Below are 18,187 nucleotides of genomic sequence, written 5' to 3' on the forward strand. Positions count from 1 at the left end.
ACGTTTTATATATGTAAATAAATATACTGCCTTAGTCTGCTAAAACAATAACTTTATTATCTTTCATTTCAATTGTTCCAGAAGTAATTGGTAGCCAAAATCCTTTATCTGTTTTATTGAATAAGGATTCAACATTTTCTTCTAAAGTAATGTTGCCGTTAATTTTCACATGACCTTCTTTTAATAAAGAGATAATAGGCGCGTGATTATTTAACATTTCAAATTCACCCATCACACCTGGTACTGTAACGCTAGTTACTTCTCCGCTAAATAGTGTAGCTTCTGGTGATACAATTTCTAAAAGCATGTTTTTATAATTTTAGATTAAGCTTCTGCAAGCATTTTTTCTCCAGCTTCAATTGCTTCTTCAATAGTTCCTTTAAGGTTAAATGCTGCTTCTGGTAAGTGATCTAATTCACCATCCATAATCATATTAAATCCTTTAATAGTTTCTTTAATATCAACTAATACACCAGGAATACCTGTAAATTGTTCTGCTACGTGGAATGGTTGAGATAAGAAACGTTGTACACGTCTTGCTCTACCTACAGCCATTTTATCTTCTTCAGATAATTCTTCCATACCTAAGATGGCAATAATATCTTGTAATTCTTTATAGCGTTGTAATAACTCTTTTACACGTTGTGCACAATCGTAGTGATCATTACCTAAAATATCGGCAGTTAAGATTCTTGATGTAGAATCTAATGGATCTACCGCAGGATAGATACCAAGCTCAGCAATTTTACGAGATAATACTGTAGTTGCATCTAAGTGAGCAAACGTTGTAGCAGGAGCAGGATCGGTTAAATCATCTGCAGGTACGTAAACCGCTTGTACAGAAGTAATAGATCCTTTCTTTGTTGATGTAATACGCTCTTGCATTGCACCCATTTCTGTTGCTAATGTTGGTTGGTAACCTACCGCAGAAGGCATACGACCAAGTAATGCAGATACCTCAGATCCAGCTTGTGTAAAACGGAAGATGTTATCTACGAAGAAAAGAACATCTTTTCCTTGTCCATCACCAGCTCCATCACGGAAATATTCTGCTATAGTTAATCCTGAAAGTGCTACACGAGCACGAGCTCCAGGAGGCTCGTTCATTTGTCCGAAAACGAAAGTTGCTTTAGAGTCTTTCATTGCAGATTTATCAACTTTAGATAAATCCCATCCACCATCTTCCATAGAGTGCATGAAATCATCACCATACTTGATAATTCCTGATTCTAACATTTCACGAAGTAAATCATTACCTTCACGAGTACGTTCACCTACACCAGCAAATACTGAAAGTCCACCATGTCCTTTTGCAATATTATTAATCAACTCCTGAATTAATACAGTTTTACCAACACCTGCACCACCAAATAAACCAATTTTACCACCTTTTGCATAAGGCTCAATTAAATCGATTACTTTAATACCAGTAAATAAAACTTCTGTAGACGTTGATAAATCTTCAAACTTAGGCGCTTGTCTGTGAATTGGTAAACCGTTATCGCCAGATTTTGGTAAATCTCCAATACCATCAATGGCATCACCAATTACGTTGAAAAGACGTCCGTAGATATCTCCACCAATTGGCATTTGAATTGGAGCACCAGTTGCAGTAGCTTCTGTTCCTCTACTTAAACCATCAGATGAATCCATTGCAATAGTTCGTACAGTATCTTCACCAATGTGAGACTGTACTTCTAATACTAATATAGAACCATCAGCTTTTTTAATTTCTAAAGAATCATAGATTTTTGGAAGTTCAGAACCAGCTCCGAATTCTACATCGATAACTGGACCAACTATTTGTGCAACTTTACCTGTAACTTTTGACATTACTTATGTGTTTAATGTTTAGATATAAATTTGATGCGAAAAACACCTGTTTTTTCGCGCTGCAAATATACAGGTTTTAATTTAAACTTAAAGCAAATTTTTACGGCTTTTTTATGTATAAAAAAACACCTTCATTTTCAAACGTTAAATGAAGGTGTTTTCTAATTAAATGTGTCTTCGTTTTTATTGTAGTGCAGGCGAATAGTTCGTTGGAAAATCCCCAACATTAACAAAATTACCTGAAGCCTCGAAGTTCGATCCGTAAGCGGCATCAATAGCTTTCATAAATTCATTTGCAATTAGAGCATATCCTCTAGCATTTGGATGAACACCATCTAAAGAGAATGCACCTCCAGTCACTAAGTCATCTGTTAAAATGAAATCGCCTGTAGCAATACCTCCATTAGCTAATTGATTAAGTAAGGCATTGGCATCTACAAATGCTAAACCAGCTTGAGTAGCACTAGCAGCAATAGTAGCATTATAACCAGAAGTAGCTTGTGCAATTTCAGCTTGTTCTGTAGGTAATAAAACCCATTTATCTTCTAAAGGTAACGATACACCTTCTACAGCAAATTGTCCAGCTAAAGTAGGTGGTAAGCCTTGTGTTCCTAAGAATGCAGCGAAATCTTCGTTAACTGTTCCAATAACTGCTGAACTAGGTAGTACCATTAAATCATTAGCATTAGCTTGTCTAGCTTGTCCATAAACAAATCCTAATAAACCAGCTACTTGCGGCGCAGCTGCAGCAGGTAATCCAAACGACTGAACAAATGCAGGGAAAGTTGGACTAGCAAGTAATACTCCAGTAATTTGAGTGGATAAATCTGCTAAACTTTCATCTCTAATAACAACTGCACTTGCTGCTGTTTCAGAAAATACAATTTGTCGTTCTGTAGCATTTGGAACCCCTTGCGTTTCTAAGAAAGCAAATACTTGATTCAATTGCCCGAAAATACCATTAAGTGTTGGTATCTGAGGTCCAAAACTAGGATTAGATGGATCAAGAGGATTATGAGGTACAGTGGTAAAGAATGGTATAGATGTTACATCAGGAACATTGGCAATAATACCTTGAGCACCTTGAGATGTCAACGTTGTAATTAGCGTACCATAAGCAAAGTCAAAAGTTCCTTGGTCTGTTAAACCGCCAGAAGCTCCACCAGAAGTGGCATAACCTAATACATCATTATTTCCTATCCATAGTGAGAAAAATGAAGGCGACTGTGCCATTGCTAATTCTAACATAGAAGCATCTGTGTTTCCTGCAATTCTAATAGCATATGGATTAGCAGCAGCAGGAAAGTTTGCCAAACTGCCATAGCCGTTTGCTAGTAAATGAAAACTTGCAGCTCCAGGAACCCCTAGGTTATTAAATGGTCCTGTAGGATTATTTAAAGCAAAATCTGTAGTTGACATTGCCAATGGATTTAAACTTTCTAAAGGCACAGGACTTGAACCATTAAACACTAATCTAGGCGCAAATAAACGTTCGCCAGTTACAGGGTTTAGAACAGGATTTCCTGCTAATAAAAGGCCTCCAACATTATCACTTGTTAATGGTTGTGTAAAATTTCCACCACCAACTAATGCGAATTTTTGAGATAAAGTGTTTGGATATGAGTTTTGCTGACCAGCAATAAACAATGCATTATCTGTAAATCCAGCTGTTAATGAGTTTCCTAAAGCAACGTAATTAGAAAAGTTTGCAGATCCAGCTGTTAAGGCTGGTAACTCAACGGCCGCTTCTGTTGTGTCGAAGTCTTCTTCATCATTACATGCCGTAAATCCAATAAGGATCGCAGACAATAGAATATATTTTATAGTTTTCATTATTGTAATTTTTATAAGTTATTAATTGTCCAAGATACATAGTACATAGATCCAATAAATCCAGTACCGAAGGCAGTAAAGTACTCCTTACCAGTCAAGTTCGTAGCACCAGCTTTAAAAGATGATTTTAAACTAGGAACTCTATAGTTTATTTGCGCATCTAAGACATGGAATTCAGGAACAACACCTTCTCCAAAGGTAGCTTCCCAGAAATAGTCATCACTAAACCTGTAAGCAATATTAAATCCAAAGTTTTTAAACAATTCGGTATTTCCAAATGATGCTTTAAATTTATGCTCTGGTGTATTAAAGTTTGTCATGAAATCTGGATTAGCTTCTTGATCAAAATCTTGTTTAGTGAATGTATAACTTCCGCCTAAATCAAAATTACCAAAAACTTTGGTCGATAAACCAAGAGAAGCTCCGTATGAATTTACATCGGCATCAGAATTTGTATACGTACTGTACGCTTGAGAGTCTCCATTTGCAATTGCAGCAACAGATAACGATCCGTCTCCTACAGTTCCGTAAAGTGGAGAAATAACAACTTCTTGAGAAATGAAGTCTTTGTATTTGTTATAATAAGCACTAAAGTCTACAATTAATTTATTGAACTTTCCTCTATATCCAGCTTCAAATGAAATTACCTGTTCTGGTTCTACTAAACTAGGATTACCTACTTCTAGTGCTGTTGGATCTCCTGTTTCTTGTAAAGCTAATACAGAGCTCAATGTATAAGAATTATTATAAGCTGCAGCTCCAGTTTGATTTACTGTAGCAGGTATTCCTAATGCTTGACCTGCGGCACTAATGCCATAGTCTCTTGTATATCTTTCTAAGTTGTCAGGAGCAGCACCAACTAAAATGGCTCTACCAGCATCTAAACCAATAAATAAATCTTGAGTTGTTGGGTTTCTAAATCCTGTTTGTACAGAAGCTCTAATATTATGATTTTGATTCACTGTAAGTCCAGCAGATAATCTTGGTGAGAAGAAACCATCAAAGAATTCAGATTTATCGTAACGAACAGATCCTGTTAGTTTTAAATCCATAGTTTCATTCAGCTCAAATTCTTTTTGTATTTGTGTGTAAATACCAAATTCTGAATAGTTAATAGGACCATCGGTATCTGTATATATTGTTCCTCCTGAATTTAGACTATAACGTCTGTAAGAACCACCAACTTGAATATTAGCAAAATCTGTTAGGTGACTAAAATTGTAGTTACCATCGGCGTGATAGTATTTAGAAGCATCTTGAAACTTTGATCCCGTCGTTAAATCTGGGTCGTTAATACTTCTATCAAATGCTGCTTGAAATTCTGGAGATCCAGGTTCGAAACGACCAGATTCTGCTTGAGCTCTTGCCGCAGCATGTGCCTGAGCGTCGGTAGCACCTCCTAATGTTTGTGCTACATAAGTGCCAATGTATTCCCCGAACCATTGTTCATCACTTTTCCATGCTCTGTTAATGTTAATACCAGTAAATACCATATCATATGAGTCTCCTGCTTTATCAGCAACTACATAACCTCTTAAGAAGAAATTGTCGTTTCTAACTTCTAGTTTGTGTTGCTCTTGGAAGAACCCATTAATATTATACCTATTTGTTCCTTGGTAAATTGTAGATCCTGTTCCTACTTTACCAACATAAGATAATTCTAGGCTATTGCCTTCAATTGGACGATAGTATAATCCCCAATCTGCTTTTACACTTTCGGCATTATAGTTAGTTAAGTCACGCTCGTTATAACCAGTTCTACTTACTTCAACATCTGGAACTATACCAACGCCTCCGGCTAATCCTCTAATGTTAGCAGAAACTTCATCTCCATATACATTAATACCATTATAGTTTATATTGGTTGCTCTTGTGCCTCCAACAAGGTCATTATCAACCTCACTAGTTGCTGCCCAATCGGTTCCTTTTAAGTAACCAAAATTAACTTTCGCTGCAAATTTATCGCTAAACTTATATGCTGCACGGAAACCTAAATCTGTATAGTTATTATCTCCAGCGGCCTCTTGAGAGGTGATACCAGTTTTAATGTATCCGCTAATACCTTGATGGTCAAAAGGGTTTTTACTTCTCATGAATAAAATACCATTAAATGCATTTGCTCCATATAGTGCAGAAGACGCACCTGGTAGAAGTTCTACACTCAACACATCGGTTTCTGTCATACCTACTAAGTTTCCAATAGGGAAATTTAATGCAGGTGTAGAGTTGTCCATTCCATCAACTAATTGCATAAAACGTGTATTAGCAAATGTGGCAAAACCTCTTGTGTTTATAGATTTAAAAGTTAAACTGTTAGTGTTAACATCAACACCTTTAAGGTCTTCTAATCCACCATAAAAATCGGCTGATGCTGTGTTTTTAATTTCTTTTAAACCAAAACGTTCAACCGTTACGGGAGATTCAAAAATACGTTCTGGAGTTCTAGATGCAGAAATAACAACTTCATCAAGTGATGTTCCTTCAATCATAGTAACATCTATGGTTTGAGGATTAGTTGTCACTTCTTTGGTAACGGTATCAAAACCAACACTACTTATTTGAATAGAAAAAGGAGGGTCTTGATTTACTACTAAGGTATAGTTACCATCAAAATCTGTAATTGCACCAGTCGTTGTTCCTACAACAAGAATATTGGCTCCTGCTAAGGGAATACCATTATTGTCAACGACTTTACCTTTAACTGTTGTTTGCGCAAAAGCAAATGCACAACAAAACAGCATCATAATCTTAAAAATTGTCTTCATTTTAGGGAATTAGTTAAATTTAGTAAAGCAATATAAATAATTATATGATACTGAAATGAAAAAAATCACAAAAATTATGCATGCATAATAGTTTTTAACTAAAAAAAGGGGTATTATTTGAATATTCCGTAAAAATAAAAAGCTGAAAATGTGAATTTTACATTTTCAGCTTCATTTATTAATGAGTCTAATGATAATCTTATTCTACTGTAACGGCCTTAGCTAAATTTCGAGGTTGGTCTACATTTTTTCCAAGCATTAAGGCAATATGATATGACAGTAATTGTAAAGGAATTGTTGTTAATAAAGGTGTTAGAGATTCGATAGTTTCAGGGACTTCGATAACATGATCTGCTAAACCTTTTACTTGTTTGTCACCTTCTGTAACAATACCAATAATTTTACCTTTACGCGATTTTATTTCTTGGATATTACTTACAACTTTTTCATAATGGCCTTTTTTAGTAGCAATAACAACAATTGGCATATTTTCATCAATAAGCGCAATTGGACCATGTTTCATTTCAGCAGCAGGGTAACCTTCGGCATGAATGTATGAAATTTCCTTTAGTTTTAAGGCGCCTTCAAGGGCTACAGGAAAGTTATAGCCTCTTCCTAAGTATAAAAAGTTATGGACATCTTTATAAATAGATGCAATTGTTTTTACATAAGCGTCAGATTCTAGAGCTGTTCTTACTTTTTCAGGAATAAGTTCCAATTCTATTAAGTGATGTCTATAATCTGTACTAGATATTGTTCCCTTAGCACGAGCCAAACGAAGTGCAATAAGTGTTAATACTGTAATTTGCGTGGTAAATGCTTTGGTAGAAGCAACTCCAATTTCGGGACCAGCATGTGTATAGGCTCCGGCGTGAGTTTCTCTTGCAATAGAAGAACCAACAACGTTACAAACGCCAAATACAAATGCGCCTTTAGATTTCGCTAATTTAATAGCCGCTAATGTGTCTGCTGTTTCACCAGATTGAGATATTGCAATAACAACATCATTCTCAGTTATTACAGGGTTTCTGTATCTAAATTCAGATGCATATTCAACTTCCACCGGGATTCTAGCTAAATCTTCAAAAATATATTCTGATACTAATCCAGCATGCCAAGATGTACCACAAGCCACAACAATAATGCGATGAGCATTGAGGAACTTTTTCATGTTGTCTTCAACACCAGCCATTTTTATAATGGCCTCATTGGTTAAAAGTCGCCCTCTAAAGGTGTCTAAAATAGCACTTGGCTGCTCGTATATTTCTTTTAGCATGAAATGATCATACCCTCCTTTTTCTATTTGTTCAAGATTTAATTGAAGTGCTTGAACGTAAGGGTCTACCAAAGAATCATCTTTAATTTTTCTAATTTTAACACCTTTATTCCGTCTTACTATAGCCATTTCTTCGTCTTCAAGATAAATAGCATTTTTAGTATATTCTATAAAAGGAGAGGCATCACTAGCTATAAAAAATTCATCTTCACCGATACCGATGGCAAGTGGACTTCCTAAGCGTGCTACAACAATTTCATTAGGTTTGTTTTTGTCGAAAACGGCAATGGCATAAGCACCTACCACTTGATTTAATGCGATTTGAACTGCTTTACCAAGTTTGATGTTTTCGTTTTTTTTGACATCTTCAATGAGATTAACTAAGACTTCGGTGTCAGTGTCTGATTTGAAGATGTAACCTCTTTTAATTAATTCTTTTTTTAGAGATTCATAGTTTTCAATAATTCCATTATGGATAATTACTAAATCTCCAGAATTTGAATAATGAGGATGAGAATTGACATCATTTGGGACACCATGTGTTGCCCAGCGTGTATGACCAATACCAAGAGAACCATGTGTTGAAATTTCATTTTCAAGCCTCGTCTCTAAATCGGCAACTTTGCCTTTAGTTTTAGATAATTTAATGTCTGTTCCGTCGTAAAGAGCAATACCAGCACTATCATAACCTCTATATTCTAATCGTTTTAAACCTTTTAGAATAATAGGATAAGCTTCACGATGCCCTATGTAACCAACAATTCCGCACATATTGATTTAGTTGTTTGGTTCAGTAAAAAATATTTCTAAATATAACTTTTTTTCCTCATTAGAAGTATTATTACCAAAAAGAACTGTACCTCGAGGTGAGATGATAGAACTAACAGGAACACCTTCAACAGCCTCGGTTCCATCTAAAACATCAAATAAAAACGTATTGTTTTCTAAATTTATGTTTCCAGATACAGATAAACCAAGTCTTACATTGGTAGAATCCCTTAACAGTAAATTATTTATGTGTTCTGTTATTTTGATCTTGTACTTAATACCGTCTTGGGTTGGATCTTCATCAACACGTTGTAATCTCCCTAGGTGGTTGATTCTCGAAAATGAAGGAAAAGCTGTGTTAGCATTATCTAGGAAATAATCTGTTAATGGTGTTCTGTTTTCTGCATCGTACATATATAGACGATCGGGTTCATCACCATCCACTTGAGATTGGTCAACGAAAAACACAAGATTAGCTTCATTAACAAGTTTTTTACTACTTACAAATTTACCATCTGCATCTGTGACTACAAATTCATTTTTGAAAGTTTCGAAAACATTATCATTGGTGTCATCATCATCAAGGTCATCACCATTAAATAGTTTGATTTCGGCCACAGAGCCTTGACCTCCTTTTAAAATAAGGTTCTCATCACCTGTAGTTTCATTTCCATTTGGAATTGTAAAACTGTTAGAAATAAAATTCACGCGATTATTTCTAAAGTTTAATACATAAGTGGCACTCACAGGGTCGGCATCTTCAACATCGCTATCTCTTTTATAAAAAATGGTAATGTTAGCAGCTGGTGCTGTAATGTTTAATAGTGAAAGGTTTCCATCATTGCCAATAGCCTCTGCTTTGAAATAAATACCTCTAAAATAGTCATTAAAGTTATTGGCATTACTCAACTCTGGCTCTCCTTCCTTGTCAATAATTTTTTCACGCCAATATGTTGTGTCAAGTCTAGCTCTTAAAGCTGGCACAAGCCTACCTGTTAATTCACCAGCTTCATCTGTTAGTTTTATTTGTAGCGGGCTAGGAACAAAATTACTGAAATCTAAATCTGTTTCACCGTCGTCATCCACTAATAATTCTATTGGAACAGCTTCTAATTGACTTTGATCAATAAAATCTAATCCCGTACTCATGTTGGCGTAGTATAATTGTGGATCATTAATGTCTCCTGAAGGGTTGAAATCTCTTAAAAAATAGTTGCTTTCAAAAAGTGATAATTTTATTCCAGAGCCACCAAATACAGAATCTAATTCGTACAACGTTCCTCCATCTTCTTCTAGTTCGGTAGGTGTACTAAAATAAGGAATGTTTAATACTACCGAATCAATAACAACATTGTTTCCAAATGTTGGATTAATAAGTGTAGATTCAACTTCTGTTACAAAACTAGAGGTTGTTAAGCCATTATTAATTTCGTCTTTATAAACCCCTAATAAATTAACGGGTAAACCATTTGTTTGAACGGGATCTAAGGATTTTGTGTACGCAATAACGTCAAAATCTCTAGATGTCGTATTAAAATGTGTTGCATTATCGTCATTGATAATATCAGAATCGATATCAGCAAAGTCTTTATCACAAGCTATAAAGCAGCTAACTAAAAAGCTTAGTACTGCTAAATTTCTTAGAGCAATTTTTCTATTTTTCATAAATTATGTTTACTAATCTAAAACTTTAGTATTGTAAAATTCTGTGTATTGGTCTGCGAAATCTTCTAATGGATAGTAGTCTAAAACAGGTTTGTCTGTAGCCCCAAGATAATCATCAAGCTCTTGTGGTAAATCGCTCGACCCTTTAATTAATGCATCTGAATGGTCTATAGCAATCTTCATAAGATTGTTATATGTCGGGTTAACCAAAGATTCTATCTTGCTTTCATCCACATTATCAAATTTCACTTTATTAATCATGTTCTTATCTAACGTTCCATCAAAACTTTGATTGTATACAGAGGTCACAATTTTACTTTCAGTAAATAAAGGTTCGTTTTTATAGAATTCTTTAAGGTACAATGGAAGCAATGATGCGAGCCAGCCATTAACATGAATAATGTCTGGAGACCAGTTTAGTTTCTTTACGGTCTCAATAACCCCTTTGGCAAAAAATATGGCACGTTCATCATTATCATCGAATAACTTTCCATCTTCGTCTGTTAACGTTGCTTTTCTTTTGAAATATTCTTCGTTGTCAATGAAGTAAACCTGAATTCTTTCCTTTGGGATCGATGCCACCTTTATAATTAATGGCATATCTAAATCGTTGATTACTAAATTAATTCCAGATAATCTAATCACTTCATGAAGCTGATGTCTCCTTTCGTTAATATTTCCATAACGAGGCATAAATATTCTTATCTGTCCTCCTTGTTTGTTTACCATTTTTGGAGCTTCAAACGACATTGAAGAAATCTCAGTTTCTGGTAAATATGGTACAACCTCAGATGACACATACAATATTCTCTTATCTTTCATAAATCTTGCGTTTTTGGAATTAAAAATAAAAAACATGCAAAATTACAAAAATTTATGCAAATTGCCAGTAAAATATTAAGTTTGCAGGCTGTTAAACTTTTGTTATTGTATGACAATTTTTAAAAATAAAACAGACCTAATAGCATATGTAGATACTATTAAGTCTAATAATAAAACACTCGGTTTTGTGCCAACTATGGGTGCATTACATGATGGACATGCCTCTCTAATTATTGAAGGCTTGAAACAAAATGACTTTGTTGCAGTTAGTATTTTTGTGAATCCAACTCAATTTGATAAGCAAGAAGATCTAGTAAAATACCCAAGAACTTTAGATAGCGATGTGGGCTTATTGTCTAAGATTTCCGAAGATGAAATCATTGTTTATGCCCCAACTGTAGAAGATATTTATGGAGATAATGTAGTTTCAACTTCGTTTTCATATGATGGTTTAGAGCATGAAATGGAAGGCAAATTTAGGGATGGGCATTTTGATGGTGTAGGAACGATTGTAAAACGTCTTTTTGAAATTGTTAGACCAGATAACTCATATTTTGGAGAAAAAGATTTTCAACAACTTATGATTATTAAAAAATTGGTTGAAAAATATGACATTCCGGTAAAAGTTAACGGTTGTAAGATTCATCGTGCTGAAGATGGCCTAGCCATGAGTTCTCGAAATATGAGATTAAAGCCAGAGTATAGAAATGCCGCACCATTTATCTATAAAACTTTAAAGTCTGCAAAAGAAAAGTTTGAGACAAAAAGTGCTAATAAGGTGACAGAATGGGTGAGCAAACAATTTGCGAAGCATGAATTATTAGAACTAGAATATTTTATCATAGCAGATGCTGAAACCTTAAAAGCGGTAAAACGAAAATCAAACAAATCTTCATACAGAGCATTTATTGCAGTTTATGCAGATGATATTAGACTAATAGATAATATCGCTCTAAATTAATTATCTTTGCCACATGCAAATTCAAGTCGTAAAATCTAAGATTCACAGAGTAAAAGTAACGGGAGCAGAACTTAATTACATTGGTAGTATCACTATTGATGAAGATTTAATGGAGGCTGCGAATATTATTCAAGGTGAGAAAGTTCAAATTGTTAATAATGATAATGGAGAACGCTTAGAAACATATTGTATTCCTGGACCACGCGGTAGTGGTGAAATTACTTTAAATGGAGCAGCAGCACGTAAAGTTTCTGTTGGCGATACACTTATTTTAATCACTTATGCGTTTATGGACATTGAAGACGCGAAAGTATTTAGGCCTTCATTGGTGTTTCCTGATGAGGCAACTAATCTTTTAAAATAGACTTTTGGATAAAAAGACGAGTAAAATCCTGAAAATAACACTGCCTTTATTATTAGGAGTGGCTTTGGTTTGGTATTCTCTGTCTAAAATTTCAATTGAAGAACTCGTAACCTATTTCAAGAATGCCGATTATGGTTATATAGGATTAGGTCTATTCTTTGGCTTTTTAAGCCATTTGTCTCGTGCATATCGTTGGAAGTTTATGATAGAACCAATGGGGTATACGTTGAGATTACCCAATAGTATAATGGCTGTATTTGCAACTTACCTAGTTAATTATACCATCCCTCGCGCTGGAGAAATTACTCGAGCCACTATCTTAACAAATTATGAAGGTGTTCCTTTTGAAAAGGGATTTGGAACTATTGTTGCAGAGCGTATAGCCGATATGGTTGTAATGCTAGTGATAATTGCAGTAACATTGTTTTTGGAGTTTGATTTTATCTATCAGTTTTTTGTTGAACGCTTTGATCCTTCTAAAATTATAATTGGAATCATAGGTCTTATCATTTTTGGGGTCTTATTATTTTTATTCATTAAAAAAAGTCAGTCCAAATTTGCAATTAAAGTACGCACATTTTTAAGTGGTTTACTTGAGGGTATATTGAGTATTTTTAAAATGAAACACAAGTGGGCGTTTATTTTTCACACACTATTCATTTGGACCATGTATGTCCTTATGTTTTATATAACCACTTTGGCTATTCCTGCAACTTCCCATTTACCATTAGCTGCAATTTTAATTGGTTTTATTTCTGCAAGTTTTAGTATTGCCGCAACCAATGGTGGAATTGGATCTTATCCAGTAGCCGTATACGCGGCATTTTCAATTTTTAATATTGCTAAAGAACCAAGTATTGCTTTTGGTTGGATTATGTGGTCTTCGCAAACATTTATGATTATTGTACTAGGTGGTTTATCTTTAATTTATCTGCCAATTTACAATAGAACTAAATAATTTTTTACCTTGCTTTATTATTAAACCTAGCTTGTCATGAATAAAACTATACTATTTATACTCTGTGGCCTGTTTTTTCAAATAGCGTCTTCTCAGGTCATTTATGAGACTATTGAATCGTCTAAACTAGGAGAATCTAGAGAGATAAAAATACAATTACCAAGAAATTATGACCCCGAGGGCGACATTTTATATCCCTTAGTTGTTGTGTTGGATGGCGATTATTTGTTCGAGCCTATGATTGGTAATGCAGATTATCATTCTTATTGGGGAGATATGCCAAGGTCTATCGTTGTTGGTGTTAATCAAGCTAAGTCACGTGATTCTGATTTATCTTATAGTGACGAATTTGGTTTCCCTTCTGATGATGGAGGTGCGCAGTTTTTTGAGTTTATAGGACAGGAATTGATAGCTTATATCAATGATAATTATTTAACGTCGGATTTTAGAATTATGGTTGGCCATGACCAAAGTGCTAACTTTATAAATTATTGGCTGTTTAAGGATAAACCATTGTTTAGAGGATATATCGCATTTAGTCCAGACTTAGCGCCAGATATGGCTACTCGTTTACAAGAAAAACTGTCAACAACCACAGAAGATACCTTCTATTATTTAGCAACTGCCGATAACGATGTTAAAAGCCTTAGAGAAGATATTTTAGAATTCAATACAGCTTTGGCTGGAATTGAAAACGATAAATTGCATTATAGATTTGACGACTTCACAGATGCAGATCATTATTCACTTGTTGGTTTGGGTATCCCTAAAGCTATCAATGAGATTTTTGGATTGTATAAGCCTATAAATAGGAAAGAATACAAAGAAAAAATGCTCACTTATGAAGGAAGTCCTTACGATTACCTCATGAAAAAGTATGAGGATATTGAATTTTTCTACGGGTTTGAGAAGAAAGTTGTAGAAAATGATTTAAGAGCTGTACTTGCTGCGGCCAAGAAGAAAAATGACGTTGAAGCGCTTAAGAATTTATCAAAATTGGCTCGTAAAGAATATCCAGAATCCATGATTAGTGCCTATTATGCTGGGCAATATCATGATATGAATGGTAATACAAAAAAAGCACTGCAAAGTTACCAGTCTGGTTTATTGCTGGAAGAATCTGAATTTATTTCTAAGGATATGTTGCTAGATTTAATCTATGACATTCAAGACCAAAATTGATTAATTTGTGCATTTCGTCGAATAAATTGGTATTTTAACTTAATTTAGGTATATTTACAATCCCTAAATTAACCTACTTAAGATGAAAAATGCCTTAATTTTTGTCTTCTCTTTATGTTTTTGTGTCCAATTATCTGCACAAGTCGTTTATGAGAAATTTGAATCAAGAAAATTAAACTCTTCTAGAGATTTAAAAATCAAACTTCCCGATAGTTATGATCCTGAATCAGAATTAAAACACCCTGTTATTATTGTGTTTGATGGAGAATATTTATTTGAACCTGTATGTGGACAAGTAAGTTTTCAAACACATTTTGATGAAATGCCAGAATCTATTGTTGTTGGTATCGTTCAAGGCAAAGAACGCTTTTATGATAGTTATTTTGATGAGGTATCTGGACTTCCATTTGAGTCTGGAGATCGATTTTATAAGTTTATTGAACAAGAGTTAATCCCTTATATCGATGCTAATTACAATACCAGTAAGTTTAAAGTTGCAGTAGGGCATAACCTCATGGGGAATTTTATCAATTCATTTTTATTCCATGAAGAACCTGTGTTTCAGGCATACATTAATTTAAGCCCAGATTTTAAAGGTACTATGAGCCAAAATGTTGCTACGCGATTAGAATGGTTGGACGATGATATCTTTTATTATATGGCCACATCTGATAGGGATATTAAATCTATTAGAGATATCGTTAGAAGTACTGATCAAAGTTTAAAAACTATTGATAATCAAAAATTAACCTACTATTTTGATGAACTTAAAGGTGATTCTCATTATCAATTGGTGACTGGGGCGTTGTCAAAAGCAATGGATAGAATTTTCGAATTATATAAACCACTTGATGATAAAGAAATCAAAGAAAAAGTAATGCCATATGATGGAACACTAGACGATTACATTGTAGATAGATATAAACGTATCGATGATTTGTTTGGCATTTATAAACCTATTTCAGAAGAAGAACTGCAACAGCTTATAATAGCAGCTGAAGAACGCGATGATCTCGAATCAGTTTATAAAATTGGAAAACTTGCTAATAAACTAAACCCGAATTCATCATTTGGTACTTACCATATGGCTTTATACGCCGAGAAATTGGGGAAAACAAAAAAAGCACTAAAATTGTACGAATCTGCCCTTACTTTAGAAGATATGGCACATATTGATAGAGCGTTTATCATGTCTCATGTTGAAGGATTAAAAGTGGTTGATGACGATACAGAAACAGAAGAGGACGATGAAGAAAACTAAAATAAGTATATACTCGACAGACTATTTTTTTGAGTGGTTATATCGTAAAATAAAACACTTTTTATTTTCAAATATGCCTTCAAAAGTGATTGCTTTAAAAATAATGGCTCTAGCAAGTTGGTTTAAAGATATCAATTAAAATAGTTTAATTTAGCTGAAATTCTAATTTGAACCTTTCCGTTTTTCGCGGAAAAATAAATATGGCTAAATTAAAAACGACTTTTTTTTGTCAAAACTGTGGCTCCCAATATGCCAAGTGGCAAGGACAATGCACTGCATGTAAAGAGTGGAATACGATCACAGAAGAAGTAATTCAAAAACCCGAAAAAAGTGATTGGAAAACACCTTCAGATACTTCGAAACGTGTTTCAAAGCCGCTTAAGATTAATGATATAGATACGTCTCAAGAGGCGAGGCTTAACACCCTAGATGAAGAGTTTAATCGTGTTCTTGGAGGTGGTTTGGTTCCTGGGTCTCTAACACTTTTAGGTGGTGAACCTGGCATTGGAAAAAGTACTTTGCTATTACAAGTTTCGTTAAAATTACCTTTTAAAACATTGTACGTATCAGGTGAAGAGAGCCAAAAGCAAATAAAAATGAGGGCTGAACGTATTAACCCGAATACAAACAATTGCTACATCTTAACCGAAACAAAAACCCAAAACATTTTCAAACAAATTTCAACGCTTCAACCCGATGTTGTTATTATAGATTCTATACAAACCTTGCATAGTGATTACATTGAGTCATCATCTGGAAGTATATCACAAATAAAAGAATGTACAACAGAACTAATTAAATTTGCAAAGGAAACGGCTACACCTGTAGTTTTAATAGGGCATATCACAAAAGATGGGCATATTGCAGGTCCGAAAATATTAGAACACATGGTAGATACTGTTTTGCAGTTTGAAGGCGATCGTAATCATGTGTTTAGAATTCTAAGAGCACATAAAAATAGATTTGGTTCTACTAATGAACTCGGTATTTATGAAATGCAAGGTTCTGGACTAAGAGAGGTTTCTAATCCTTCTGAAATTTTAATTTCAGCCAAAGACGAGGAACTTTCTGGTAATGCTGTTGCGGCTACTTTAGAAGGAATGAGACCCTTAATGATAGAAGTGCAGGCCTTAGTGAGTACTGCGGTTTATGGAACGCCGCAGCGAAGTGCAACAGGTTTCAATGCTAAACGATTAAATATGCTTCTTGCTGTTTTAGAAAAGCGTGCAGGATTTAGACTGGGAGCTAAAGATGTTTTCTTAAATATAACAGGAGGTATTAGTGTTGATGATCCTGCTATTGATCTTGCTGTGGTTGCAGCCATTTTATCTTCTAACGAAGATGAGGCCTTAGAGAAGGATGTTTGTTTTGCTGCTGAAGTTGGTTTGTCTGGAGAGATAAGACCCGTTCAACGCGTGGAACAACGTATTTTAGAAGCCGAAAAGCTAGGCTTCTCAACTATTTTTGTGTCGAAATACAATAAAATTTCATTAAAAAATACCGTTATAAAAGTCCAACTTATTTCTAAAATTGAAGATTTGGTAGAGTTCATAGTTTGATGCTTGATTCTTTTTTTATAATTTTATAAACGTTATATCGAAAATTAACATATGTTAATTCATATGTAAAGAATACTGGTTAGGTTTGCAACTCCAGTTAATAACTAAAAATAATCCCTAATTAATAGCAAACTGAAAAGAAGCAAGCGTCTTAAAGGACCTTGCTTTTTTTAATTTATAATATCGCCTAAAAATTTATAACTTGGAGCAATTGAAACACGTTAATCGAACTTGAATGAAAAAGAAACATAAAATTTCAGAATATATTATTCAACTCACTTTAGTAGTGCTTGGTGTCTTCCTTGGTATTTTAGCTTCAGAGTGGAACGCTTCAAAAAATCTAGAGAATAATCATAAAGAGGTTTTAAAAAATATAAAATTAGAAATAAAATCTAATTTAGAAATTGTAAAAAACGCAAAGAAAAACAGAATTAAGTTTAATAAATCTCTTGACAGTTTACAGCCTTTACTAACTAATGATTTACTTAATGAGAATTTATTTGATAGAGAGTTTAATGAACGATTTCCTAATTGGAGAGGTGTAGGAAGTGGCGAATTATCTAATGCCATGTTCGAAATGGCAAAATTTAGCAATATGCTGTCTAGTATGGATGTTGCTGTCGCAACGCAATTATCTAGAACGTATGCAGCTCAACAAGGATTGAATAAAACAAGAGATACGTTTTTAAGTAAGTTTTTTGATTTTAATTCAACCGCAAAATATTCAGATGCCTTGCGTTTGATGTGGTCAATACGGCAAGAATTAGGTAGTTATGAAAATATGCTTATAGATGAATATACTAAAACTTTGGAGATGCTATAAATCTAAATTTACTCCAATAGGGATGTGACTTTTTAAAACTTTAGTGTCTAAATACTGAACACGAATTTCGTATGTATTTCCAATGAAAAACACTAAAAGAGTCTTATCCTTAATAGC

14 protein-coding genes are annotated in these 18,187 nt (G+C 34.2%); 7 read left to right on the forward strand and 7 right to left on the reverse strand.

From position 1 onward, the window contains the following. Nucleotides 1–31: 31 nt before the first annotated feature. The 7 genes from Q0893_RS04365 to Q0893_RS04395 all read right to left on the reverse strand — a co-directional run bounded on the left by Q0893_RS04365 (nt 32) and on the right by Q0893_RS04395 (nt 10,962). A complete protein-coding gene (locus tag Q0893_RS04365; RefSeq protein WP_298900802.1) occupies nt 32–307 on the reverse strand; it encodes a F0F1 ATP synthase subunit epsilon in 276 nt (91 codons plus the stop codon). Between the two features lie 17 nt (nt 308–324). Continuing rightward, a complete protein-coding gene (gene atpD / locus Q0893_RS04370) occupies nt 325–1,833 on the reverse strand; it encodes a F0F1 ATP synthase subunit beta (protein ID WP_298900801.1) in 1,509 nt (502 codons plus the stop codon). Between the two features lie 183 nt (nt 1,834–2,016). Next, nucleotides 2,017–3,666 (reverse strand): G-D-S-L family lipolytic protein, encoded by a 1,650-nt coding sequence (locus tag Q0893_RS04375; protein WP_298900800.1) that lies wholly within the window; start codon nt 3,664–3,666, stop codon nt 2,017–2,019. 11 nt (nt 3,667–3,677) lie between these two features. Continuing rightward, complete coding sequence (locus tag Q0893_RS04380) at nt 3,678–6,431, reverse strand: TonB-dependent receptor (protein ID WP_298900799.1); 2,754 nt, start codon at nt 6,429–6,431, stop codon at nt 3,678–3,680. 199 nt (nt 6,432–6,630) lie between these two features. Next, nucleotides 6,631–8,478: a glutamine--fructose-6-phosphate transaminase (isomerizing) gene (glmS, locus tag Q0893_RS04385; RefSeq protein WP_298900798.1), complete on the reverse strand. Its 1,848-nt coding sequence runs from the start codon at nt 8,476–8,478 to the stop codon at nt 6,631–6,633. A gap of 6 nt (nt 8,479–8,484) precedes the next feature. Continuing rightward, nucleotides 8,485–10,140, reverse strand: a complete 1,656-nt coding sequence (locus Q0893_RS04390; protein WP_299272756.1) for a DUF4270 domain-containing protein — start codon at nt 10,138–10,140, stop codon at nt 8,485–8,487. 12 nt (nt 10,141–10,152) lie between these two features. Next, complete coding sequence (locus tag Q0893_RS04395) at nt 10,153–10,962, reverse strand: glycogen/starch synthase (RefSeq protein ID WP_298900796.1); 810 nt, start codon at nt 10,960–10,962, stop codon at nt 10,153–10,155. A 109-nt stretch (nt 10,963–11,071) separates the two neighbouring features. Here Q0893_RS04395 and panC point away from each other — a divergent pair, with 109 nt between their 5' ends. The 7 genes from panC to Q0893_RS04430 all read left to right on the forward strand — a co-directional run bounded on the left by panC (nt 11,072) and on the right by Q0893_RS04430 (nt 18,070). After that, nucleotides 11,072–11,923, forward strand: a complete 852-nt coding sequence (panC, locus tag Q0893_RS04400; RefSeq protein WP_299272759.1) for a pantoate--beta-alanine ligase — start codon at nt 11,072–11,074, stop codon at nt 11,921–11,923. A 13-nt stretch (nt 11,924–11,936) separates the two neighbouring features. Beyond that, nucleotides 11,937–12,287, forward strand: coding sequence for an aspartate 1-decarboxylase (panD, locus tag Q0893_RS04405; protein WP_298900794.1), 351 nt, complete (start codon nt 11,937–11,939; stop codon nt 12,285–12,287). Nucleotides 12,288–12,291: 4 nt separating this feature from the next. Then, nucleotides 12,292–13,245, forward strand: coding sequence for a lysylphosphatidylglycerol synthase transmembrane domain-containing protein (locus Q0893_RS04410; protein ID WP_299272761.1), 954 nt, complete (start codon nt 12,292–12,294; stop codon nt 13,243–13,245). Nucleotides 13,246–13,281: 36 nt separating this feature from the next. Next, nucleotides 13,282–14,427, forward strand: coding sequence for an alpha/beta hydrolase-fold protein (locus tag Q0893_RS04415; RefSeq protein WP_299272763.1), 1,146 nt, complete (start codon nt 13,282–13,284; stop codon nt 14,425–14,427). An 82-nt stretch (nt 14,428–14,509) separates the two neighbouring features. Next, the gene (locus Q0893_RS04420; RefSeq protein WP_299272765.1) at nt 14,510–15,688 is read left to right on the forward strand and encodes an alpha/beta hydrolase-fold protein; all 1,179 of its coding nucleotides are present in this window, start codon (nt 14,510–14,512) and stop codon (nt 15,686–15,688) included. A gap of 200 nt (nt 15,689–15,888) precedes the next feature. Then, entirely contained in the window at nt 15,889–17,247 is a 1,359-nt protein-coding gene (gene radA, locus Q0893_RS04425; protein ID WP_298900790.1) for a DNA repair protein RadA, read from the forward strand. Nucleotides 17,248–17,482: 235 nt separating this feature from the next. Further along, nucleotides 17,483–18,070, forward strand: coding sequence for a hypothetical protein (locus Q0893_RS04430; protein ID WP_298900789.1), 588 nt, complete (start codon nt 17,483–17,485; stop codon nt 18,068–18,070). Nucleotides 18,071–18,187 lie beyond the last annotated feature (117 nt).

The sequence above is a fragment of the uncultured Psychroserpens sp. genome (assembly GCF_947494225.1).
Lineage (GTDB): Bacteria > Bacteroidota > Bacteroidia > Flavobacteriales > Flavobacteriaceae > Psychroserpens.